General features: G+C 64.3%; 19 protein-coding genes and 1 tRNA gene. 6 read left to right on the top strand and 14 right to left on the bottom strand.

Annotated elements, in window-relative coordinates; genetic code table 11:
- Window positions 1–160 precede the first annotated feature (160 nt).
- The 6 genes from ACWA1Q_RS03055 to ACWA1Q_RS03030 form a co-directional block, all read right to left on the bottom strand.
- Window positions 161–439 carry a hypothetical protein gene (locus ACWA1Q_RS03055; protein ID WP_463759420.1) on the bottom strand — a complete coding sequence of 93 codons (279 nt, stop codon included), beginning with the start codon at window positions 437–439 and terminating at the stop codon, window positions 161–163.
- Window positions 436–1,662 carry a TRM11 family methyltransferase gene (locus ACWA1Q_RS03050; RefSeq protein ID WP_463759418.1) on the bottom strand — a complete coding sequence of 409 codons (1,227 nt, stop codon included), beginning with the start codon at window positions 1,660–1,662 and terminating at the stop codon, window positions 436–438. Before ACWA1Q_RS03050 ends, ACWA1Q_RS03055 begins: the two co-directional genes overlap by 4 nt.
- On the bottom strand, window positions 1,659–2,444 hold the full coding sequence (locus ACWA1Q_RS03045) for a hypothetical protein (protein WP_463759416.1): 786 nt from the start codon (window positions 2,442–2,444) through the stop codon (window positions 1,659–1,661). The genes ACWA1Q_RS03050 and ACWA1Q_RS03045 overlap by 4 nt, the downstream gene beginning before the upstream one ends.
- Before the next feature lie 66 nt (window positions 2,445–2,510).
- Window positions 2,511–2,909, bottom strand: a complete 399-nt coding sequence (locus ACWA1Q_RS03040; protein ID WP_463759414.1) for a hypothetical protein — start codon at window positions 2,907–2,909, stop codon at window positions 2,511–2,513.
- A gap of 78 nt (window positions 2,910–2,987) precedes the next feature.
- On the bottom strand, window positions 2,988–4,484 hold the full coding sequence (locus tag ACWA1Q_RS03035; protein ID WP_463759412.1) for a recombinase family protein: 1,497 nt from the start codon (window positions 4,482–4,484) through the stop codon (window positions 2,988–2,990).
- A 9-nt stretch (window positions 4,485–4,493) separates the two neighbouring features.
- Entirely contained in the window at window positions 4,494–4,952 is a 459-nt protein-coding gene (locus tag ACWA1Q_RS03030) for a hypothetical protein (protein WP_463759410.1), read from the bottom strand.
- Between the two features lie 414 nt (window positions 4,953–5,366).
- Here ACWA1Q_RS03030 and acs point away from each other — a divergent pair, with 414 nt between their 5' ends.
- The gene (gene acs, locus ACWA1Q_RS03025; protein ID WP_463759409.1) at window positions 5,367–7,340 is read left to right on the top strand and encodes an acetate--CoA ligase; all 1,974 of its coding nucleotides are present in this window, start codon (window positions 5,367–5,369) and stop codon (window positions 7,338–7,340) included.
- A 104-nt stretch (window positions 7,341–7,444) separates the two neighbouring features.
- Here acs and ACWA1Q_RS03020 read toward each other — a convergent pair whose 3' ends face one another.
- From ACWA1Q_RS03020 to ACWA1Q_RS03010, 3 genes are all read right to left on the bottom strand, one after another.
- Window positions 7,445–8,281 carry an endonuclease domain-containing protein gene (locus ACWA1Q_RS03020; protein WP_463759407.1) on the bottom strand — a complete coding sequence of 279 codons (837 nt, stop codon included), beginning with the start codon at window positions 8,279–8,281 and terminating at the stop codon, window positions 7,445–7,447.
- A 186-nt stretch (window positions 8,282–8,467) separates the two neighbouring features.
- A complete protein-coding gene (locus ACWA1Q_RS03015; protein WP_463759405.1) occupies window positions 8,468–8,929 on the bottom strand; it encodes a RidA family protein in 462 nt (153 codons plus the stop codon).
- A complete protein-coding gene (locus ACWA1Q_RS03010; RefSeq protein WP_463759404.1) occupies window positions 8,929–9,087 on the bottom strand; it encodes a DUF4177 domain-containing protein in 159 nt (52 codons plus the stop codon). The genes ACWA1Q_RS03015 and ACWA1Q_RS03010 overlap by 1 nt, the downstream gene beginning before the upstream one ends.
- Window positions 9,088–9,149: 62 nt before the next feature.
- Here ACWA1Q_RS03010 and ACWA1Q_RS03005 point away from each other — a divergent pair, with 62 nt between their 5' ends.
- Both ACWA1Q_RS03005 and ACWA1Q_RS03000 read left to right on the top strand, forming a co-directional pair.
- Entirely contained in the window at window positions 9,150–11,723 is a 2,574-nt protein-coding gene (locus tag ACWA1Q_RS03005; protein ID WP_463759403.1) for a transglycosylase domain-containing protein, read from the top strand.
- Entirely contained in the window at window positions 11,723–12,703 is a 981-nt protein-coding gene (locus ACWA1Q_RS03000) for a metallophosphoesterase (RefSeq protein ID WP_463760754.1), read from the top strand. The genes ACWA1Q_RS03005 and ACWA1Q_RS03000 overlap by 1 nt, the downstream gene beginning before the upstream one ends.
- Before the next feature lie 95 nt (window positions 12,704–12,798).
- Here the strand turns inward: ACWA1Q_RS03000 and ACWA1Q_RS02995 are convergent.
- The 5 genes from ACWA1Q_RS02995 to ACWA1Q_RS02975 form a co-directional block, all read right to left on the bottom strand.
- Window positions 12,799–12,872, bottom strand: a tRNA-Pro gene (locus tag ACWA1Q_RS02995).
- Window positions 12,873–12,930: 58 nt separating this feature from the next.
- Window positions 12,931–14,229: a UDP-glucose dehydrogenase family protein gene (locus tag ACWA1Q_RS02990; RefSeq protein WP_463759401.1), complete on the bottom strand. Its 1,299-nt coding sequence runs from the start codon at window positions 14,227–14,229 to the stop codon at window positions 12,931–12,933.
- A gap of 48 nt (window positions 14,230–14,277) precedes the next feature.
- Window positions 14,278–15,915: an ArnT family glycosyltransferase gene (locus ACWA1Q_RS02985; RefSeq protein ID WP_463759400.1), complete on the bottom strand. Its 1,638-nt coding sequence runs from the start codon at window positions 15,913–15,915 to the stop codon at window positions 14,278–14,280.
- Window positions 15,912–16,682: a glycosyltransferase family 2 protein gene (locus tag ACWA1Q_RS02980; RefSeq protein WP_463759398.1), complete on the bottom strand. Its 771-nt coding sequence runs from the start codon at window positions 16,680–16,682 to the stop codon at window positions 15,912–15,914. Before ACWA1Q_RS02980 ends, ACWA1Q_RS02985 begins: the two co-directional genes overlap by 4 nt.
- 62 nt (window positions 16,683–16,744) lie before the next feature.
- On the bottom strand, window positions 16,745–17,458 hold the full coding sequence (locus ACWA1Q_RS02975) for a GntR family transcriptional regulator (RefSeq protein WP_463759397.1): 714 nt from the start codon (window positions 17,456–17,458) through the stop codon (window positions 16,745–16,747).
- Window positions 17,459–17,599: 141 nt separating this feature from the next.
- Between ACWA1Q_RS02975 and ACWA1Q_RS02970 the strand changes: the two genes are divergently transcribed.
- The 3 genes from ACWA1Q_RS02970 (at window position 17,600) to ACWA1Q_RS02960 (ending at window position 20,837) form a co-directional block, all read left to right on the top strand.
- Entirely contained in the window at window positions 17,600–18,928 is a 1,329-nt protein-coding gene (locus tag ACWA1Q_RS02970; RefSeq protein ID WP_463759395.1) for an ABC transporter substrate-binding protein, read from the top strand.
- 150 nt (window positions 18,929–19,078) lie between these two features.
- Window positions 19,079–19,948 (top strand): carbohydrate ABC transporter permease, encoded by an 870-nt coding sequence (locus tag ACWA1Q_RS02965; RefSeq protein ID WP_463759394.1) that lies wholly within the window; start codon window positions 19,079–19,081, stop codon window positions 19,946–19,948.
- Between the two features lies 1 nt (window position 19,949).
- Window positions 19,950–20,837 (top strand): carbohydrate ABC transporter permease, encoded by an 888-nt coding sequence (locus tag ACWA1Q_RS02960; RefSeq protein ID WP_463759392.1) that lies wholly within the window; start codon window positions 19,950–19,952, stop codon window positions 20,835–20,837.
- The last annotated feature ends 19 nt before the right edge of the window (window positions 20,838–20,856 follow it).

The raw sequence follows: 20,856 nt of genomic DNA, 5'->3' as shown, positions 1-20,856 counted from the left end.
CGGATAAACTTCCGGGCTTCCTGGCGATGCGAACGGCCCAATGGGCCTATGCGCCTTTGTCCGGCCTTCTAGCTTTCTGATGAACCGATATGTCCCGACCGCGCTGATAGGCGCTGTGAGCTTGATTTCCCATCTACCGCATTATGCCGTCGACCACTCTTCAGACCCCGCCACGGCCTCCTTTGCCACCGGTTTTTCGCGCGTTGCCAGCGCGGCGCGCGAAAGACTCTGATCGCGACCGCTGCATGTCGTAGAACGCGCGCTCCTTCTCTCGACGGACACGGAATGGATCTGCCTCCCCGACAGCATCGTCGTAGGTCACGTCGGCGAGAGATTCGACCCGTGTGCGCACTAGCTCCATATCGCCCTCCAGAACGACGAACCATCCGTCTTCCCCGACGTGCATCTCAACGCCGTGGGCAGAACGGATGAGAGTCACGGCCTGGTTGCCGTTACGTCGTACTCGAAGAGCGCCTTATTCGAGTTTCGTTTGCGAATCGTCTCGACTCGCACGTTCTCGTAACCGAGTTGCCGAAGCATTTCCGCGTACCACTTCTGAACCGGCACCTCGTGACCATAAAAGGTGGAGTTGCCAACTATGTACGAAACCGAGCCACCTGGCTTCAGATGCTGCGTAACTCCTTGGAAGTGCTCCCACATGTCGTAGTGGTACTTGTGCACGTAGGCACCGAGCACTCGACCGTTCTTGTCTCCGTCGCGGACTATCGCTTCACAAACCTTGAGGAGCTCGCCGTCGACCGGTGTTGGGTAGTCCGCAGCCCAAGTGGAGAGTTTCGACGTAGCGGTGCCCCAGGTTCCGCCGATAGCCTTCCAATCGAGCTCACCTGCGTCGGACGCTTCGTCCAAGTAACGCATCCAATACATGTACGGCCGTAGCTCGCGAATGTAGGACATGCGGTTGCAATACGGTGGAGAGGTCAGAATGATGTCCGCCGGACGCAACGTAGTTTCGCCCCCGGTTCGCGAGTCACCGTGGAGGATCACAGCCGACCCTGCGAGGTCGACGGCCGCGGACACAGCGAGCTGACGCACCTCGCTGAGGAATGCTTCCCTGGCTAGCTCCGCTTCCGCCATATCGAACCTCTTCCGCGGACCTACGTCGTTGAAGCTCATACTTTGATGGTTGAAGGCCGCTGACGAGACGTCGATAAGCGTTCGGCAGAACGCGATCTCGAGTAGATCCCGAACACTGCCCTCGTGCTTGTCGATCGCCGCGCGAAGGGTGCGGAGCGCGTGAAGCGTTCCTGGGCTCCACCACCGCTCGATACGGTGCAAGCGAGGCTGCCACAGTCGATCTCGCGCGGTATAGGAACGGGAGACACCTAGAACGTCCGCAGCGGCGTCGATCAGATCCTCGGAGATGCTTGCGTCGTAGTGGCGGGTCTTGGCCGTTCCGAGCCAGATAAGGAACGGATTCACGTCTACAGATTGTCCGAAGTGTCCCAGTTCGGCGGCCGCAAGGGGAGTTGTGCCCGTTCCCGAAAATGGATCGGTGACAATCGACCCCTCGGGAAGCCGCTCGAGCTTTTCTCTCACAAGCCTTACGCCGTAGGCCGGAGTCAGCCGCAACCAGCCGTGCCTCCCCACCCCGGCATTCGCCTTGAACGTCATGTGCTCATTTCGAGCGAGGATATCGGTCAACGTGCTTCCAACAACTGCTTGAGGGTTTCGTGAACTTCGGTCCGAAGCACGTCATGGTTGCGCTCAAAGAACGCCGCAAGGTCATATCCCACGACGTCGCGCAAGAAGGCGAAAGTGGAGGTCATCGGGTCATCCGAGGTCGTCCCGGAAAGCACAGCCCAGCGTCCGATGATGTACCGCTGACGAACCGCGGCGTTTATCTGGGTACTCATAATCGTCAGTACAGGCAGATAGCCGTGTCCGACGGCCTGCACCGAGGAAGCGAGATCACCGTTCTGTCGCTTAGAGTCGGCAGATTTGTATCCCTGGCGGACTTCTAGAACTGCCCCTCGCAACGGTACAGAGATCTTGAGAGCAGTCTGCTGTGCCTTGATCCATTCGGTCAGGCGAGCACGCGCCGCTGCGTCTTGGACAGCGTCCAACTCAACCCGTCCGTCAAGAGTAATGAGACGGACCGCGCCGCCGTACGGAAACTCGTAGCTCCATCGCACCTGTTCATTGGTCAGCGATAGCGAGTCGCGGAGCACTGCGCGAACGAGGCGCTCGCATCCGATGCCCAGCTGACGGTAGAGGGAAGTCATGCCTCCGGCGGCCTTATGAGCGGCAAACATGAGTGGTGAGTCGAATCCCAGCCAGTGGTAGAGAGGGTCAGCACCATAGAGTGCGGTGAAACTCGTGAGGTCCACCTCACCTGTACCGCCCATCTTCGGCAGATATGAAGCGCTGGTACGAAGAGGCGAGAGGATCAACTCGCGGTATTGTGCGTCGCGAGCCGTATTCATGGTTTCACCTTACCGGGGGGCCTCTGTCATTCAGCCGGACACCCCGAAGCTCGGGGCATGCAGGACCTAACCTTCCCAGCCTGCTTCCCTGAGCGGCTTGCGATTGATCACCGTCCCGTTCTGCATGATCCAGTATGAATACCCGTCGAGGTCGACGGAGCGATATTCCCGGCCGTGCCAGCGGCGAATGTAGTGGTAGTCGCGGAGCAGCAGGTAGAGGCGCTCGTGGAGCAGTCCCATCCCTGCCTGCTGGGCGCCACGGCGCACCAGCAGCAGGTAGAGGCGCTCGTGGAGCAGTCCCATCCCTGCCTGCTGGGCGCCACGGCGCACGGCGTACCAGTGGGGATTGTCGGCCATCGTTGAGGCGAACGTCCACGTTGCGCAGCTTATGTACTCGCGGGCAGACTCGACCATCCAGTCCGGAGCGCCTGACCGGTAACGGTCGGGCGGGGTGGGCTCTGGCATGACTTCTCCTCTCGTGACGTGCAGGCACGCCAATGAGCGCCGCCGCGGGTGCGGGACGCGCTGGTCGGTGACGGTCGGCTAAGCGACCGGAGTCAGGCGCAGCCTCTCGGGGGTCCAGACAGTGCCGCGGTGCGCCTGCGGCACTACCTCGACGCGGAGCACCGTCGCGAGAACGGCGCGCTGTACATCGATAGGGGCTTCGAGAAAGGCAACACCCGGGTCAGTGGCGCGGAGTACGGACGAAGATGCCGACCGGCGCAGCGACTTCGCCAGGCGAGCGTCAACCTCGGCAAGCTCTGTGTTCACTGCAGAAGTGGCCTTCTGCAACTGCGCGCCGGTGATGCGTCCGAGGGCATAGTCCGCCTCAAACGACTCGAGGCGGACCGACAGCATCGTCCTACGCTCACGGTCGGCGGCGAGGTGGCCATCGCCGGGGTGCATTGCTGCCACCACTCGAGGATCACGGACCATCTCAGCCACGACGCCGCGTACGTAGTCGTCGGTGTAGCCCGCCGCGACGGTCAAGTGTGCGCTCGCGGTGCAGCGGTAGAGGTACCGGCGCTCGTACTGTCGCATACGAGTGCCGCCGTGCGGCGCCGTGCGAAGCGGAGCACCGCAGACAGCCGGGGTGCCATCGTCGTCAAACTCTCCCGTCGGTACACAACACCGGTATAAGCCAGAGCCAAGCCAGCGCGGCTCAGTGCTCTGATTGCGGCGGCGGGAGGGGTCGGTCAGCAGCGCGATAAGTGTCCGCCACTCGTCTTCGGGGACAATCGCAGGCCATGCTGCAGGGCCGATCACGTCGCGATCGAACGACCAGTCTGGTTCACTCTGCCGACGACCCTTCCGGCCTGGCAGCCCATGAGCCAGCAGGCCCGCGTTCCGCGGCCGCAGCAGCATGTCGCGGAGGTTGTTGTAGGCCCACGGCTTGCCCCGCGTGCCGGTCAGTCCGCGGTCGTTGAACTCGCGCGCCAGAGCCGCAAGGGTTCTGCCGGAGAGCAGTGCCTTGGTCGCCTCGCGGATCGCTGCCGCCTCGTGCTCGCGGACGGTGATTCCGTCCTTCTCAAAGCCAAACGGCCTTGGACCACCGCGGTACTTGCCGTCTAGCGCGGCCTGATCCTTCGCGCGCTTGACCCGCTCGCGAGAGTGCTCCACCTCGTGTTGCGCCATGCTTCCGAGCACCCGGGCGAGCATCCGGCCCGAGGAGGTGGATAGATTCACATCGCCGCTCGTGACGGTCTGGATTTGCAGTTCGTGGGCCTCCACAATCGTGACCAGTTCTTCTAGGTCGGCCAGCCGACGATGCAGCCGGTCAGTATGCCACGCGAGGACTCCCTTGACCTCGCCCGCCCTCACGGCCTCAAGCATCGCCCGGTACTGAGGCCGTGGGGCTCCGGAGTAGGCGCTGATGTCATTGTCGACGAATACGGCCACGACGTCCCAGCCGAGGCTCTCTGCGAGCGCTCGGCAGTCCGCCTCTTGACGGTCCACGCCGAGCCCGGCGCCCTCCCGGTCGCGGCTGATGCGTGCATAAATCGCGGCGGGGTGGGTGGCGGGCACCTTCGGCTTTTCCATATGTCAATTCTACTGTTTTGACTCGTCGATATGCCGTCCGCCGAGCGCGATCAGCCGCACAGCGAGTTCCCGGAGCGGACGCTCAGCCATCGACCAGGCCGCATCGCGCTCGAGACCGGCGCCCCGGTCGACCCAGAGCCCGCTCTCGCCGTTGACAAAAAGGTCTGTGACGTTCGCACCCACGAGGTAAGGGGCGAGTGGGCCGAACTCGGCCGCCATCCGCATCCGGACCATTCGCGCGTCGGCGAGTGCAGCAGTACCGGTGGGGATCGCCGGGTCGGCTGAGCGGCTCGCGGACATCGGTCGCCCGGCGTCATCCTGAGCGGACACCGCGGATGCTCTGTCGCGCGATCGCGAGGGTACGGGCCCTCGCGCCGAGCCCCGGGCGAGCGACACCGACGCGCTGCTCACCGCTGGCTCGGTGAGCAGCGCACCGAGCGTCGGTTGGGCAACGAATCGATCCGTCATGCAGCCACGGTAGAAAGGAGGTGCGACAAAGGAACGAGCCGGATGGCATCCGTGGAGAATGCCGGAACCATCAGCCGGTGTGGAGGAATCGGGGCCGCAAAGGCCCCGGAAAAGTTAGAGGGCGACACCCATTGGGGGGAATGGATGCCGCCACACGCGACGCTCGATTGGGGGGAATCTATACGTCGCACGCACGAATTAAGAATTCGGCCGAGGCCAAGTGTACGCGGAAAAGATGCCCGTGCAAGCCCTGAGGTCCCCCATCTGGTCCCCCAAAGAGTGGACACGCGAAATTTCGCCATTTTCGCTTCGTGGACACCCCACAATTGGGGTCCGACCGATCAGAGTACAGTCTGTATGAGTCACACAGTGGTGACACCGTGAACCAGTCGCGAAGGAGCGAGTAGACACAAGATGAATACCCAAATCGACAATCTCCTGCACGAATACCGCAAGTTTCCACCGAGTGAAGAATTCTCCCGAGAAGCCGAGGTGACGACGGGTCTCTACGACGAGGCGAAAGCCGACCGTCTCGAGTTCTGGGCCAAGCAGGCGCGCGAGTTGCTGCACTGGGACACTCCATTCACCCGCACCCTCGACTGGACGAACCCTCCGTTCGCCAAATGGTTCGACGACGGCAAGCTCAACGTGGCATACAACTGCCTCGACCGACACGTCGAAGCCGGCAACGGCGACCGCGTCGCCTTCCACTGGGAGGGCGAGCAGGGCGACACCCGTACCGTCACCTACGCCGAACTGACCCAGGAGGTCAAGCGCGCGGCGAACGTTCTCGCCGGGCTGGGCATCGGCCAGGGCGACCGGGTCGCGATCTACCTGCCGATGATCCCCGAAGCGGTCATCTCGATGCTCGCTGTCGCCCGGCTCGGCGCCGCGCACTCCGTCATCTTCGGCGGATTCAGTGCTGACAGCATCCGTTCACGCGTCGACGACGCGAGCGCCAAGCTCGTCATCACTGCCGACGGTGGTTGGCGCAAGGGCAAGGTCTCAGCGCTGAAGCCAGCGGTGGATGCCGCGCTCGAAGCCCGCGGCGACCTCGGCCCCCAGGAGACGGTCACCAACGTCCTCGTCGTCAAGCGCGGCGAGAACGAGGTCGACTGGACCAGCAACCGCGACCTCTGGTGGCACGACGAGATGGCCAAGGCGAGCGCCGAACACGAGGCAGAGGCGTTCGAAGCGGAGAACCCGCTGTTCATCCTCTACACGTCCGGCACCACCGGAAAGCCGAAGGGCATTCTGCACACCTCGGGCGGTTACCTCACCCAGTGCGCTTTCACCCACAAGGCCGTCTTCGACCTCAAGCCGGAGTCCGACGTGTTCTGGTGCACGGCAGACATCGGCTGGATCACCGGCCACAGCTACGTTGTCTACGGTCCGCTCGCGAACGGCACCACGCAGGTGCTGTACGAGGGAACGCCTGACACCCCGCACCCCGGTCGCTGGTGGGAGATCATCGAGAAGTACAAGGTGACGACCTTCTACACCGCGCCCACCGCCATCCGTTCGTTCATGAAGCTCGGTCGGAAGATCCCGAAGGCGTTCGACCTGTCGTCGATCCGGCTGCTCGGCTCGGTGGGCGAGCCCATCAACCCCGAGGCATGGATGTGGTACCGCAAGGTGATCGGCGCGAAGGCTGCGCCCATCGTCGACACGTGGTGGCAGACCGAGACCGGCGCGATCATGATTTCGGCGCTCCCCGCTGTCACGGAGACCAAGCCGGGAAGCGCGCAGGTGCCGATCCCCGGCATCGAGATCGCTGTCGTCAACGAGGCAGGCGAACCCGTCGGAGCCGACAGCGGCGGACTGCTCGTGGTCACGGAGCCGTGGCCGGCGATGCTGCGCGGCATCTGGGGAGACCCGGAACGCTACAAGGAGACCTACTGGGAGAAGTTCGGCGACAAGTACTTCGCCGGCGATGGGGCCCGCCTCGACCACGAGGGCGACATCTGGCTGCTCGGCCGAGTCGACGACGTGATGAACATCTCCGGCCACCGTCTCTCGACGGCGGAGATCGAGTCGGCGCTCGTCGCCCACCCGTTCACCGCTGAGGCGGCCGTTGTCGGTGCGAGCGATGAGACGACCGGGCAGGCTGTCGTCGCGTTCGTGATCATCAAGGAGAGCATGCTCGAGGAATCCGCCGCGGTGGAGGACATCGCCGCGGTTCTTCGGGCGCACGTCGGAGAGCAGATCGGCCCGATCGCCCGCCCGCGCGACGTGTTCGTCGTCAACGAGCTGCCGAAGACCCGGTCCGGCAAGATCATGCGGCGACTGCTGCGTGATGTCGCCGAGGGCCGTGAGGTGGGTGACACAACGACGCTCGCCGACACGACGGTGATGCAGATCATCACGGGTCAGGTGACGGCGAAGTAACCGCTACAGGGGATCGTACGATTCGCAGGATGCTTTCAAGCTTTTCTCCCTGCAGATCGTGCGATCTCCTGTTTAACGTGCGACACCTGCGAGCGGATTCCGCGTCACGCAGCCAGGTGCAGCCCCTGGGCCATAGCTGAAAGTATCGTCGACTCGACGTAGGCCCAGTTCCCCACGATCTGCGCGTAGTCGAACCTGAGAACCGTGTAACCCATCAGTGTGAGCCGCGCGTCTTGACGGAGGTCCCGTCGGCGTTGCTCCGCGCTGGAGTGCGGCCCGTAGCCGTCGACCTGAAGAATCAAACGCTCCCCGATGAGGCCATCGACCGGGTGGTCATCGATGATCACTTGCTGTCGCAACACGACACCGATTCGCGCGAGCCTCAATCGCGGGATGGTCTCGATTCCGGAATCCGAGAAAGCCGTAGCGGCGGCGCGCGCAGCCCGGAACCGCGTCGATCTCGTGGCTATTCGCTCCAGATGACCGGCAGTAATCTTCTTCAGCCGAAGCGCCGAATCGAGAACAACAACGGCGGATTCGAACGGCTGGCACTCGGCCACCCGCACCAGAACGTTCTCCAGCGGTTCTGAGAGCCATGGACCGCTCGCGGCGACCGGGCCCACCGCCCAGTGAGCCACGGCATCCGTTGGGATGTTGAGCCGGCTGGCGTGAGCGGGGACCGCGAGGTGAGTCGCGGCGTCCGCAGCAACCCAGAGGCCGAGACGTTGAGCTGCGGTGTGACACGTCAGCCGAGCGCCGGAACGGGCAGCGAGCAGCAGCTCAGGGTCGCAGTCAGGCAGAGCAATCCAGTCCCTGCGCACTCGCATCAGCGGACCGGATGCTGTCGCCGTTCGAATCCCGTATCTCGTCGCACCGGCCCGGATGATGTCGCTCGAATGGGCGATTCGCCCGTGCCGTCGAACCCAATCTTCGATGCCCATCGTCCGACACTGGCGGATTCCAGCGGTCGGCAGGATGCTCAGGGCGAGTAGGTGGATAGTCCGACACCGGGTCAGCCTGTGGAGGGAGCCGAGGCCGAGCGCAAAACAGGAGATCGCACGGTTTACAGGAGGAAAAGCCCGAAAGCATCCTGTAGATCGTGCGAACTCCTGTAAGGGTACGACGGGCTACGCGAACGCGACCACGAGCTCCACTTCGACGGGCGCATCGAGCGGAAGCACAGCGACGCCGACGGCGGAGCGCGCGTGCACACCCGCATCGCCGAAAATCTCGCCGAGCAGGGTGGATGCGCCGTTGACGACTCCGGGCTGGCCGGTGAACGACGTATCGGATGCCACGAAGCCGGTCACTTTCACAACCTGGGTCACGCGGTCGAGCGAGCCGATCACGCTCTCGACGGCAGCGAGCGCGTTGAGTGCGCAGGTCGCCGCGTAGCCCTGGGCGTCCTCAGCCGACACGGAGGTGCCGACCTTGCCCGTGGCCGGCAGGGATCCGTCCACGAACGGCAACTGGCCGGACGTGTAAACGAGGTTGCCCTGCACGACGGCGGGCACATAGGCGGCGACGGGTGCCGCGACGGTGGGGAGGGTGAGTCCCAGCTCAGCGAGCCGATCTGCGATGCGCGACATCAGGCATCCGCAATAGGGCGCTTGAGGTAGGCGACGAGGCCACCTTCAGGGCCGGTGATGACCTGCACCAGTTCCCAGCCGTCGTTGCCCCAGTTGTTGAGGATCGCGGCGGTGTTGTGGATCATCAGCGGTGTGGTGATGTACTCCCAGCGGGACATGTTTTCCTCTTGTTTGTGCGGGTGGGGGCGGTTTTACAGATTTGTCACTTAAACTCGATCCTATGCCTGAACAAAAACGCACGGGTAGAGGTGTGCTCGGGGGCTTCCTCGGGTTCATCGGCCTGAGTGCTGCCGCCGGACTCCTCGTCACCGCCGCAGTCACACCTGCCCTCGCCGTCACCGGTATCACCGCCAACAACGCCATCAGCGTGTTCGACGGGCTGCCCGACTACCTCAAGGTCGGACAGACCATGGAGAAGACGAACATCTGGGCGACAAAGTCCGATGGCGTGCCCTCCCTCTTGGCCTCGTTTTACGACCAGAACCGTGAAGAGGTTGCGTGGGAGCAGGTTTCCCAGTTCGCCAAGGACGCCGCGGTATCGGCAGAGGACCCACGCTTCTACTCTCACGGCGGTATCGACGTCATGGGCACAACGCGAGCGATCTTCAAGACCTATGTCGTCGGCGGGACCACCCAGGGCGGCTCTTCGATCACCCAGCAGTACGTGAAAAACGTCCTCATTCAGCAGTGCGAGATCGAATCTGTCGGAGATGAGGAACTTCAAGCGTGCGCGACGGATGCCACCACAGCAGTGGGCGCTGACGGCGCCAGCCGCAAGCTCAAGGAGATGCGGTATGCCATTGGCGTCGAGAAGGACTACTCGAAGGATGAGATCCTGCTCGGCTACCTCAATATCGCGAACTTCGGTTCTCGCACCTACGGAATTCAGGCTGCGTCAAAGTACTACTTCGGTGTCACGGCAGCAGATCTCACAGTCGAACAGGCCGCGACGCTCCTTGCGATCGTCAACTCCCCGACGGCCCTTCGGATCGACCAAGCGGACAGCGAGTCGAACGGCGCCGCCAACGGTTACGAGAAGACCAAGATCCGTCGTGACTATGTGATCACCAAGATGTTCGAAGAGGGCAAGATCACCGAGGAACAGCATGCAGCAGCGATCGCTGTACCGATCACACCCAAAATCACCCCACCCAGCAGTGGATGCCAGAGCGCCAATGCGACAGGAAACGCATACTTCTGTGACTACGTCACTCGCATCGTCAAGACTGATGAGGCCTTTGGTGCAACCCCGGAAGAGCGCGCGGCCAAACTGAAGCGCGGCGGACTTCAGATCTACACGACAATCGATCTCGATCTCCAGCGGGCCAGCACCGAGTCGATCGACGCGTACATCCCGAGGTCTATGGAGACGGTCAACATCGGGGCAGCTGCGGTGACCGTCGAGCCAGGCACCGGGCGCGTCCTGGCGATGGCGCAGAACAAGACCTATAGCAACGACGCCGCCCAAACTTCGCCCGGCGGGGAATTCACCTCGATCAATTACAACACCGACTACAAGTACGGGGGGTCGACCGGATTCCAGGTCGGATCAACATTTAAGGCGTTCATCCTCGTCGACTGGCTGAAAAACGGGCATTCCCTGCGCGAATCGGTGAGCGGGTCCACGCGCACTTTCTCGAAGTGGAACTACAACAGCTGCGACGGCGGAACGCAGACCATTCCTTACACTCCGAAAAATTACGACGGAACAAGCCCGGGCTCAGTCACGCCCATCGACGCGACGAGACGCTCCGTGAACACTGCCTTCATTGCGATGGCCCAGAAGCTCGACATCTGCGAGATCTTCAAAACGGCTGACGATCTCGGCGTTCACCGGGCAGACGGCAAAGACATGGACAAATTCCCGGCAACGCTCCTCGGTGCAAACGAGATCGCTCCGCTGTCTCTCGCCACGGCCATGGCCGGTATCGCGGCTCAGGGCGTCACGTGCTCTCCTGTCGCGATCGATAAAATCCTCGGGCCAGACGGTGAAGAAATCGCCGCGCCGAAGAGCACCTGCAACCAAGCGATCACGCCGGAGGTCGCACGAACCGCGGCGTACGCGATGCAAACCGTCTTCCGCGGCGGTGGAACTGCGCAGAACGTGGGCGTTGGAGGTGCTCCAATCATGGGGAAGACCGGAACCGCTGACGACGCCGTTCACTCCTGGATCACCGGCGGAACCACGGAGGCCGTCACATCCCTCTGGGTGGGCAACGTCCTCGGCGACTCGAGCATGTACGACGTTCAGGTCAAACGGGGAGTTACGGGGTTCGGCGCGAAATTCGGCATCTTCCGCGGGATTCTCCAGTCATCGGTTGACCAGTACGGCGGAGAGAGCTTCGGCCAGCCAGACGACGCGTTGATCCGTGCCAAGCAGGTCCGGGTTCCCGATGTCGCCGGCCAGTCGGTCGAGTCAGCTGAAGCGACGTTGCGGCAAGCCGGTTTCGGGACCCAGGTGGGCTCCCCGGTCGGGTCGAGCGTTGAAGCAGGACTCGTGGCGTCGACCAGCCCCGGAGCTGGCTCATCCGTCTCCACCGGGTCGACGATTACCTTGCGCCCGTCCAGCGGTAAGCCCGAGCCAGTATTGCCCAATGTCGTCGGATCGGCTCCTGATGCGGCGGTCAGTGCACTGGCCGGAGCCGGCTACACGAATGTCAAACAGGCGTGCGCCCCGGACAGCAATAGCGCAGCCGGGCCCGGCGAGGTGACGGCCCAAAGCCCTGCCGCAGGGACCCCTGCCGATTCGAGGACCGAAGTGACGATCACCGTCACGAAGAAAGACTGCGGTTGATCCGCTGGTCCGGCGGCCAGAGGGTCGGGGCGCTCCTCGGCACCCTGGCCCTCGCTGGCGCCGCGACGTTCGCCTGGGGTTCCCTGGTGGAACGCCGACTGTTCACCCTGCGTCGCGAGACCGTTCCCGTGTTGCCGAAGGGCGCGGCATCCGTCACGATCCTGCACCTCAGCGACCTGCACATGGCGCCGTGGCAGAAGGACAAGCAGGAGTGGGTGCAGTCCCTCGCACTGCTCAAGCCTGACCTCATCGTCGACACCGGTGACAACCTCGGGCATGCAGACGCCATCCCCGGTATCGAGCGCGCATTTGCCGACTTCGGCGGCATCCCCGGACTCTACGTGCACGGCTCGAACGACTACTTCGGCCCGATGCGCAAGAACTGGCTCAACTACCTGACGGGCCCGTCGAGCGCCGGCCGCGGCCCCGAGGCGCCCCGCAAGCGCAACCTCGACACGGATCGCCTCGACACCTTCTTCACGGATGCCCTCGGCTGGCAGAACCTGAACAACGCGGTTGGCAGCGTCACCGTCAACGGCACTCGCTTCGACGTGTTCGGGGTGGATGACCCGCACATCGGAGCCGACCGGCTCGACCTGCTCACCGGACTGATCGACAACCAGCAGGACGACGAGACGCTCGAGACAGCGGATGCCGGCCTGCAGCACGTCGTGAACATCGGCGTCGTCCATGCCCCGTACCAGCGCGTGCTGAATTCGTTCGTGAACCACGGTGCCGACCTGATCCTCGCCGGCCACACGCACGGCGGTCAGGTCTGCGTGCCCGGCTACGGCGCGCTCGTCACCAATTGCGACATCCCCCGTGACCAGGTCAAGGGGCTCAGCCTGTGGCGCCACGCCCTGCGTTCGGCATTCCTGCATGTGAGCGCCGGCCTCGGCACCTCGATCTACGCTCCGGTGCGCTTCGCTTGCCGGCCGGAGGCGACGTTGCTGACGCTCGTGGCTCGCGACACGAAGTAGGCCTTCTCCTGCAGTTCGGTCGGATGCCGTTCAGCGCGAACAAACGCGCAACAAAAAGACCGCCCGGTTCCTGATGGAACCGAACGGTCTGACTGTCGGGGTGGCGGGATTCGAACCCACGACCTCTTCGTCCCGAACGAAGCGCGCTACCAAGCTGCGCCACACCCCGATTGGCCCGGAGGCCTCAATAAGAATAGCCGATAAATGCGGGGGCCGATGACAGAGGGTCAGCGGCGCCCGAGGCCACGGTAGGTCCAGCCCGCTGCACGCCAGACGTCAGCATCGAGTGCGTTCCTGCCGTCGACGACGAGCGGACGCGCAACGGTTGCGAGGAGCGCTGACGGGTCGAGGGCGCGGTAGTGCTTCCACTCGGTGAGCAGCACGACAGCATCGGCCGACTCGAGCGCCTCCTCGAGCGTGCCGAAGGTGAGCTGAGGATGCAGGCGGCGCGAGTTCGGGATCGCCTCCGGGTCCGTCGCGACGACGTCCGCGCCCAGTCCGTTGAGCTGCACCGCGACGTCGAGCGCCGGGGAATCCCGCACGTCGTCGCTGTCCGGCTTGAACGCGAGCCCCAGCACGGCGACTTTCTTGCGGAACACGCTTCCGCCGAGTTCTTCGACAACGACGTCGACGGCCCGCTGCCTGCGCCGGAGGTTGATCGCGTCGACCTCCTTGAGGAACGCCACGGACTCTCCCCTGCCGAGCTCTTCGGCGCGTGCAGTGAACGCACGGATGTCTTTCGGCAGGCAACCGCCACCGAACCCGACGCCGGCGTTGAGGAACCGGCGGCCGATCCGGGCGTCGTAGCCGATGGCATCCGCCAGTTGGGTGACGTCGGCGCCGGTCACTTCGGCAATCTCGGCCATCGCGTTGATGAAGGAGATCTTGGTGGCGAGAAAAGCGTTCGCCGCGACCTTGACGAGCTCTGCCGTGGCGTAATCGGTGACGACGACGGGGGTGTCTGCTGCGACAGCGGTGGCGTACACCTCGTTGAGAAGGTCGACGGATGCCTCCTGGCCGGCCCCGATTCCATACACGAGCCGGTCGGGAGCAACCGTGTCCTTCACCGCGTAGCCCTCGCGCAGGAACTCGGGGTTCCACGCGAGCATCGCGCCCGTTGCCTCGACGGACGGGGCGAGCCGGGCAGCGGTCCCCACCGGGACCGTGGACTTTCCGACGAGAAGGTCCCCCGGCGCGACGTGCGGAAGGAGCGCGGCGAACGCGGCATCGACGTAGGTGAGATCGGCACCGCCGCTGGTTTTCAGCTGGGGAGTGCCGACCGCCACGAAATGCACCCGGCTGCCGGCAGCATCCGCGATGTCGGTACTGAAACGCAGACGCCCGGCCTCGAGGCCGTCGAGAAGGAGTTGCGGCAGGTCCGGTTCGAAGAAGGGTGCACGGCCGGCCGACAACGCCTCGATCTTTTCGGCGTCAACGTCGATTCCGACGACATCGTGCCCGAGGGACGCCATGGATGCCGCGTGCACGGCGCCGAGATAGCCGCAGCCGATCACAGAGATCTTCATGACTCGAGCCTAGTGAGCGGGAATGAACGGCCGGTGTCATCCGCGCGATCAGCCCCGTACGCAGACCGCGTAGACGCCCGTGCGGAGCGGAACGTCGGCGCACGCCGACTCGAGCGCTGCGTCGAACGCGGCGAGCCCCTCCTCTGAGCGGTCATAGTTCGCGTACACGCGCGTCGTCTCGGCGAAACCCGGGGCATCGGTGAGGGCGGCGCGCGCTCCGGACAGCACAACGATGGATATCTCCGGCCCCCAGGAGCTCGCGAATTGCTCTTCGCCGAGTTCCGCGATGTCCGCGGCGGCCTCGCGCTGCGCGCCGAGCGTCTCGCCATACCGCACATGGTCGGCGATGCCGAGGTGCCCCCGCACCTGCACGGCGAGCGTCGTCGCCAGCAGGACGGACGCCAGCACCGCAACGACGCGCAGTCCGATTCGCGCCGACCGAGCAACAGGAGTCGCGCGCCAGATCAGCCGGATCCCCAGCACGAAGAACGCCGCGAGCACGGGCACGAACGCAAACAGCCCGGGCGACGGATGCCGGATCCACACAGGCAGGTGACTCGACACCATCCACCAGCCCAGCCAGGTCGCGAGGCCCACGAGCGTCGCCGACAGCAGCACGAGAAGTTCCCGTGCGGATGCCTCGGTGGCGGCAGCGGAAGGCGCGTTCCGCTCCGGGGCGAGATCCCTCTGCCCGGCGACCGGCAGCATCCGCCGACGCGCGAGCACAAGGACGAGGACACCCACAGCGACGAAGCCGGCAACGACGAGGACCGTCAGCGCGACCGGCGAGAACCAGGACTCGAACAGCCCGGTCAGCTTCGATGCGGGCGGGACCTGTGCGTCGCCCTGCCCGCCGGAGCGGAGGAAATACCAGAATTCGCGTGTGACGGTCACCCAGCCGCCGAACCCGAGGGCGACGACCTTCCACAGTTCGACGAGAACGATGGGAACGAGCGCGAACATCCCGCAGAGCAGCACCCGCCAGAACCGGCGCCAGAGCGCGGAGCCGCGAACGGTGAAGAACACTCCGACCGCGATGGCCGGCACGGCGAGAAGCCCGATCGCCTTCGACTCGAGCGCGAGACCGACGAAGAGTCCGGCGAGCCACGGCCTGGACCGGTGGACGTACAGCGCCCAGACGATGAACGCCGCCGTCGGGACCTCGCCGAGGATGTCGATCGGTGTCTGGACCGGCGATGCCGAATCCCATGTATTCAGCCCGAGAGGAACGATGACGGCGGCGAGACCCGCCCAGCGCCCGCCGATCCGGCGGCCGAGCAGCCACAATCCCACGAGGAGCGCCGCATAGAAGAGCAGCATCACGGCTCGTCCCCCGGTCACCGGGTCGACGCCGAGCGCGAGCACAGCGGCGATCGGCAGGAGCACGACGGGACCTGTCGAGATCCGCGGGTCGAACGGAGCGAGCTGGCTGCCCGAGAGGGTGCCGTCGCTCGTGTAGCCGAGTCCGTGAAGCAGATTGATCGGCACGGTGAGGTTGAAGGCCTCGTCTTCCCACAGCCGCATCACCGTGAAACCAGGAACGATCACCCAGAGCTGGGCGACGACGACGAGGCCGAACACGACCCAGAAGAGGGCGGATGCCGCGATTCCGCTCCGCGAAGATCGGCCCACGTCCGCCGTCGCGGTTGCGGGTGCATCCGGGGCCGTCACGACGGTGCCGCTCATGGCCGCGCGCGACCGGGCTTGAGGCTCACCCGCCACACTTCTGCGATCGCGCGCCGGCTGAATTCGCGCAGTCGCTTCGGCGGGAGTTTCGGGATGGCGAGCGCCTCGCCCCACATGGTTCCGGCTGCGGTGGATCCACGGCGGGGAATGCTGAGCACCTTCACATAGCGCACGACGAAACCGAGCCGGCGTTCGGCGAGCGAGAAGTGCACATGGGGAACGAGGGCGTCCTCGGGGACGACGTTGAGAAGTTGCGCGATCGCAGCCGGCCGGTATGCGCGCAGCGGGGTGTTGACGTCCGGAATCCGGGAGCCGACGACCAGGGCGGCGAGGGCGCCGACACATCCGGTCAGCGCCGCGCGGTACCAGGGGTCGGTGCGCTTCTGTCGCACTCCGTGCACGACCTCAACGCCGGGCAGCTGCAACGCCTTGAGGATTCGGGGAAAATCGGTGCCGAGGAACTGGCCGTCCCCGTCGACGTGAACGAGAGCATCCGGAGCGAGCGCCAGCCCCGCGCGATACGCGGCGAGCGCTGTCGGCCCGTGCCCGCGGTTGTTTTCGGCGTTCACGACGACGAGTTGGGGAAGCTCCTTCTCGAGCGAGCTGAGAACGGATGCCGTCTGGTCCGTCGAGCGGTCATTGACGACGATGAGGCTGACCCGGTCCGCGAGCGGAGTGATGTGTTCGAGAATCTCGTCGAGGAATCCGGGCAGGCCCTCAGCCTCGTTGTAGGCGGGCATGACCACGGCGAGATGTTGCAGCGACACGGGACTCCCGGGCTTCGAGGAAAATGGGCTGTCGCTAAGCGTAGTCCAGCGGATGAGCAGGGTCAGCGACGTGTGCGCGCGAAGAATCTGAAGCGGTCCCCTCTGAACACCGACCGTGTCCACTCGACCGGAACTCCTTCAGCGTTCAGGCCGCGGCGAAGGATCAGGAGCAGGGGCGCGCCCATCTCGATCCCGAGGAGACGGGCGTCTTCTGGACCGGCGACCATGGTCCCGACCGTATCTTCGGCTTCGAAGACCTCGATGCCGTAGTCCGTGCTGAGCACCGCATACAGCGAGCCGTTCTCTTCGAGCTGACCCGGCAGGCTCGGGAGCAGCCCGGGGATATAGGCCGCCTCGTGCGCGAGGGGTTCTCCGTAAATGAGACGGACCCGGTCGATGCGGGTGACGTCCGAGTCGACCGGTACGCGAAGTTGTGCCGCCAGGTGGGCATCAGCGACGACACGTGTGATCCCGAGCGTGCGTGATGCGATCTCGAGGTCCTGCGCCCTGGCATCCTCGGTAAAGGACGTGAGCTGACGCAGATACGTGGGTCGAGACGGAGAGACAAACGTGCCCTTACCCTGTCTCCTGAAAAGGACGCCCTCGGCCACGAGTTCCGCAATGGCTTGCCGGACGGTCGTGCGCGAGGTTTCATGCCGAGTGGCGAGCGCTCGTTCGGTGGGCAGCAGTGCGTCGGGGCCTGCCTCGGCGGCCAGCCGCCGCAACTCTTCCTTGACCGCATAGTACTTCGGTGTGGGCGACACCGGATGAGGCATCCTCCGATCGTATCGCCGGCCCATTGGTTGGTCTAGTCCAATCCATTGACACCGGATTCGGATGAGTGCAAGAATGTCGAATCGATTCGACTCGAATCGATTCGACTCACATTCCCTCGGGAACCGGAAGGAACTATCGCGATGCTTGCACCACAGAGGTCCCGGCCGCTGGCCGTGACGATCGGCGCGGGACTCTCCCTCGCACTCATGTTGTCCGCATGTTCAGGGAGCCCGGAGGGCGGGGATTCCGCCGACGGCACGATCGATGTCTGGGCCCACAGCGGCCAGGCGTCAGAAGCGGCAGCCCTGGAGACCCTCGTCGAGGAGTTCAACTCCTCGCAGGAAGACGTCACGGCGAAGCTGACGCTCATCCCCGAGGCCGACTACACCAGCACGATCCAGGCAACGTCGCCGGACGAACTGCCCGACGTCATGGAAATGGATGCGCCGACCATGGCCGCGTTCGCGTATGACCGCAAGCTCATTCCGCTCGAGGATGTCGTGTCGTCCGAGACGCTCGACAACCGCATCAGCGGTGTCAAGGAAAGCGGCACGTACAACGATGCCACCTACGCCGTTGGCCTGTTCGATGTCGGACTGGGTCTCTGGGGGAACAAGGCGCTCCTCGCCGAAGCGGGCATCGAAGCCCCCACCACAGCAGACGAAGCATGGACCGTCGAGGAATTCCGCACAAACCTCGCGAAGCTGGCTGAGGTCTCTCCGTCCGGCAAGGCAATCGACCTCGGGGAAGCCAACGGCTTCGCTGCCGAGTGGGGAACCTTCACGACCACACCGAACATCTGGTCGGCGGGCGGCACCCTGATGAAGGACGGCCAGGCTGATGGCGTGCTCAACAGCCAGGAGAACGTCGAAGCGCTCGAAGAATGGGCGTCGTGGAAAGAATTCGCTGACCCCAACACCAGCGGTAGCGCGTTCCCCGATGGCCAGACCGCGCTGACCTGGACGGGGAACTGGATGTATCCCACGTTCAGCGAGGCGCTGGGCGAGGACCTCGCTCTCATGCCGCTTCCTGACTTCGGCAACGGCACAAAGGCCGGCCACGGATCGTGGCAGTGGGGAGTCACGCCCGCGGCCGAGGGAAACACGGAAGCTGCCGGATCATTCCTCGACTTCCTCCTCACCGATGAGAGCATCTCCGCAATGGTCGAGGCGAACGCTGCGGTTCCTGGCAGCACCACCGCCCTCGAGCAGAGTGAACTCTACGGACCGGGCAAGCCGCTTGAGCTGTTCGCGACCAACCTCGAGGCAGCTTGCAGCTCGGACGACGTCTCGGCGGACTGCATCGCCGTCGCACGCCCGGTGACGCCCGGTTACCCCACGGTGACGAGCTCCTTCGGAAGTGCCCTCCTTGCCATCTGGGGAGGAGCGGACGTGCAGGGTGAACTCGATTCAGCTGCCCGCGCGATCGACTCCGACTTCTCGGACAACAACGGATACCAGGACGAGTAACCAAATGGGAAGCGGGGCCTCACCGGCCCCGCTTCCACGTCAGAGGAGCACCTCATCGCTACCACAACAGGCCTCATTCCCCCGAAGGCACCGACCGTAACCCGGCGGCCCCGAAAGAAGAACCGATCCGGGCGCTTCGCGGGACCTCTCATGGCCTCGCCCGCCCTGCTCCTTCTGGCACTCTTCGTTGCCGTGCCGTTCGTGGCAGCGATCTGGTTCTCGCTCCACAACGTCCGGCTGGGGGACCCCCGGGCTCCATCGTTCATGGGAGTCACGCAGTATCTGCGGATCCTGACCGACCCGGACGTCTCCCGGCAGTTCATCGACGCGCTGCTGCACAACCTGATCTTTGCCGCGGTTGTTGTGCCGGTGCAGACCGCCCTCGCGCTCTCGTTGGCCCTCCTGGTCAAGAAGAGCATCCCCGGGGTCGGCATCTTCCGCTCGCTGTACTTCCTGCCGGTGGTCTTCCCGATCGCTTTGGTGGCCATCATCTGGCGCCTGATCCTCGCTCGCGGCGACCAGGGGTTGCTCAACTCGGCACTGTCGTTCTTCTCGGGTGGAGCCTTCGGCTCCCAGGACTGGCTGGGGTCCGAGCTCACCGCACTGGCATCGGTGATCGTCCTGTCAATCTGGCAGGGCTGCGGGTTCCAGATGGTCATTCTCCTCGCGGCATTGCAGCAGGTTCCTGCCGAACTCTACGAAGCAGCCGAACTCGATCGCGCCAGCGCGTGGCAACGCTTCGTCAACGTCACCGTCCCCGGCATCAAGCCCACCCTGGTTTTCGTTGCGCTTTACACAATGATTTTGTCGTTGCGCGTCTTCGACCAGATCTACGTGCTCGCCAAATCCGGCGGGGGGCTGAACGAGGGTGCCACGCGCACCGTCATGTATGAGGCCGTCACCGCCGCCTTTGACGAGAACAACATCGGCCGGGCGAGCGCCATCTCCGTGGTCTTCTTCGTCATCGTCGTGATCCTGTCCGTGATTCAGCGCCGCGCCACCAGAGATAAGGACAGCTGAGATGACCCAGCCCCAGACCCCGACCCGCGTCGAAACGAAGCCACGGAAGATCAGCCGGAGGACTCTGGCGTCCCGAGTACCGCATTACGTTGCGCTGCTCGTCACCGGAGTCCTGTTCCTCGCACCCGTCGCATACATGATCGCGGCGTCTCTCGCGCCAGCGAGCGACACCCTGGCCGGTTTTGCCGTTTTCGACGTGACCCAGTGGGGGTTCCATAACTACTCGGGCGTTGCATCGAGTCTGTCCACGGACAGCACCGGGCACCTGTGGCGGTTCTTCGCCGTTTCGTTCACGGTGACCGTCGCCGTCGTCGGGCTGGGCCTCATCGTCAACTCGATGGCAGCATACGCGTTGTCTCGATTGACCTGGCGCGGGCGCGGACAGGCACTTTTCGTCATCCTGCTGCTCCTGATCGTGCCGTTCGAGGCCGTCGCCGTGCCGATGTTCTACCTGTACAACGATGCCCGCAACACCCTGTGGATCCAGATCGTGCCGTTCATCGGCAACGCTCTTTCCATCTTTATTTTCTACTCGTTCTTCAACGGAATTCCGCGGAGCATCGACGAGGCAGCGAGGATGGACGGCGCAAATCCGTGGGGAATTTTCTGGCGGATCATCGCCCCGATGAGCAAACCGGCTTACGCCTCCGTGGCCATCCTCACCTTCCTCACCCAGTGGGGATCGTTCCTCTGGCCGGTGCTGATGATTTCGGATCCGAACCTCAGGCCGTTGCCGCTGCAGATCAGCGTGTTCGCGGGCCAGCTGCCGCCGGCATGGGGCCAGGTGATGGCGTTCGGCGTCCTGCTCGTCCTGCCGGTGATCGTGGTCTTCCTCATCTTCCAGCGCTGGTTCATCGAGGGTGTGGCGAGCTCGGCCGTCAAAGGCTGAGCGAGCCCTGCCCCATCTG

The sequence above is a fragment of the Mycetocola sp. TRD_SC_2 genome (assembly GCF_055361225.1).
The sequence above is the reverse complement of the archived record's forward strand: the minus strand, read 5'-3'. Positions and strand labels throughout refer to the sequence as shown.

Coding starts and splice junctions, on each gene's coding strand:
- ACWA1Q_RS03045 (WP_463759416.1), bottom strand. CDS start 2,444: ATGAATACGGCTCGCGACGCACAATACCGCGAGTTGATCCTCTCGCCT.
- ACWA1Q_RS03040 (WP_463759414.1), bottom strand. CDS start 2,909: ATGCCAGAGCCCACCCCGCCCGACCGTTACCGGTCAGGCGCTCCGGAC.
- ACWA1Q_RS03035 (WP_463759412.1), bottom strand. CDS start 4,484: ATGGAAAAGCCGAAGGTGCCCGCCACCCACCCCGCCGCGATTTATGCA.
- ACWA1Q_RS03030 (WP_463759410.1), bottom strand. CDS start 4,952: ATGACGGATCGATTCGTTGCCCAACCGACGCTCGGTGCGCTGCTCACC.
- acs (WP_463759409.1), top strand. CDS start 5,367: ATGAATACCCAAATCGACAATCTCCTGCACGAATACCGCAAGTTTCCA.
- ACWA1Q_RS03020 (WP_463759407.1), bottom strand. CDS start 8,281: ATGGGCATCGAAGATTGGGTTCGACGGCACGGGCGAATCGCCCATTCG.
- ACWA1Q_RS03015 (WP_463759405.1), bottom strand. CDS start 8,929: ATGTCGCGCATCGCAGATCGGCTCGCTGAGCTGGGACTCACCCTCCCC.
- ACWA1Q_RS03010 (WP_463759404.1), bottom strand. CDS start 9,087: ATGTCCCGCTGGGAGTACATCACCACACCGCTGATGATCCACAACACC.
- ACWA1Q_RS03005 (WP_463759403.1), top strand. CDS start 9,150: ATGCCTGAACAAAAACGCACGGGTAGAGGTGTGCTCGGGGGCTTCCTC.
- ACWA1Q_RS02990 (WP_463759401.1), bottom strand. CDS start 14,229: ATGAAGATCTCTGTGATCGGCTGCGGCTATCTCGGCGCCGTGCACGCG.
- ACWA1Q_RS02985 (WP_463759400.1), bottom strand. CDS start 15,915: ATGAGCGGCACCGTCGTGACGGCCCCGGATGCACCCGCAACCGCGACG.
- ACWA1Q_RS02975 (WP_463759397.1), bottom strand. CDS start 17,458: ATGCCTCATCCGGTGTCGCCCACACCGAAGTACTATGCGGTCAAGGAA.
- ACWA1Q_RS02970 (WP_463759395.1), top strand. CDS start 17,600: ATGCTTGCACCACAGAGGTCCCGGCCGCTGGCCGTGACGATCGGCGCG.
- ACWA1Q_RS02965 (WP_463759394.1), top strand. CDS start 19,079: ATGGCCTCGCCCGCCCTGCTCCTTCTGGCACTCTTCGTTGCCGTGCCG.
- ACWA1Q_RS02960 (WP_463759392.1), top strand. CDS start 19,950: ATGACCCAGCCCCAGACCCCGACCCGCGTCGAAACGAAGCCACGGAAG.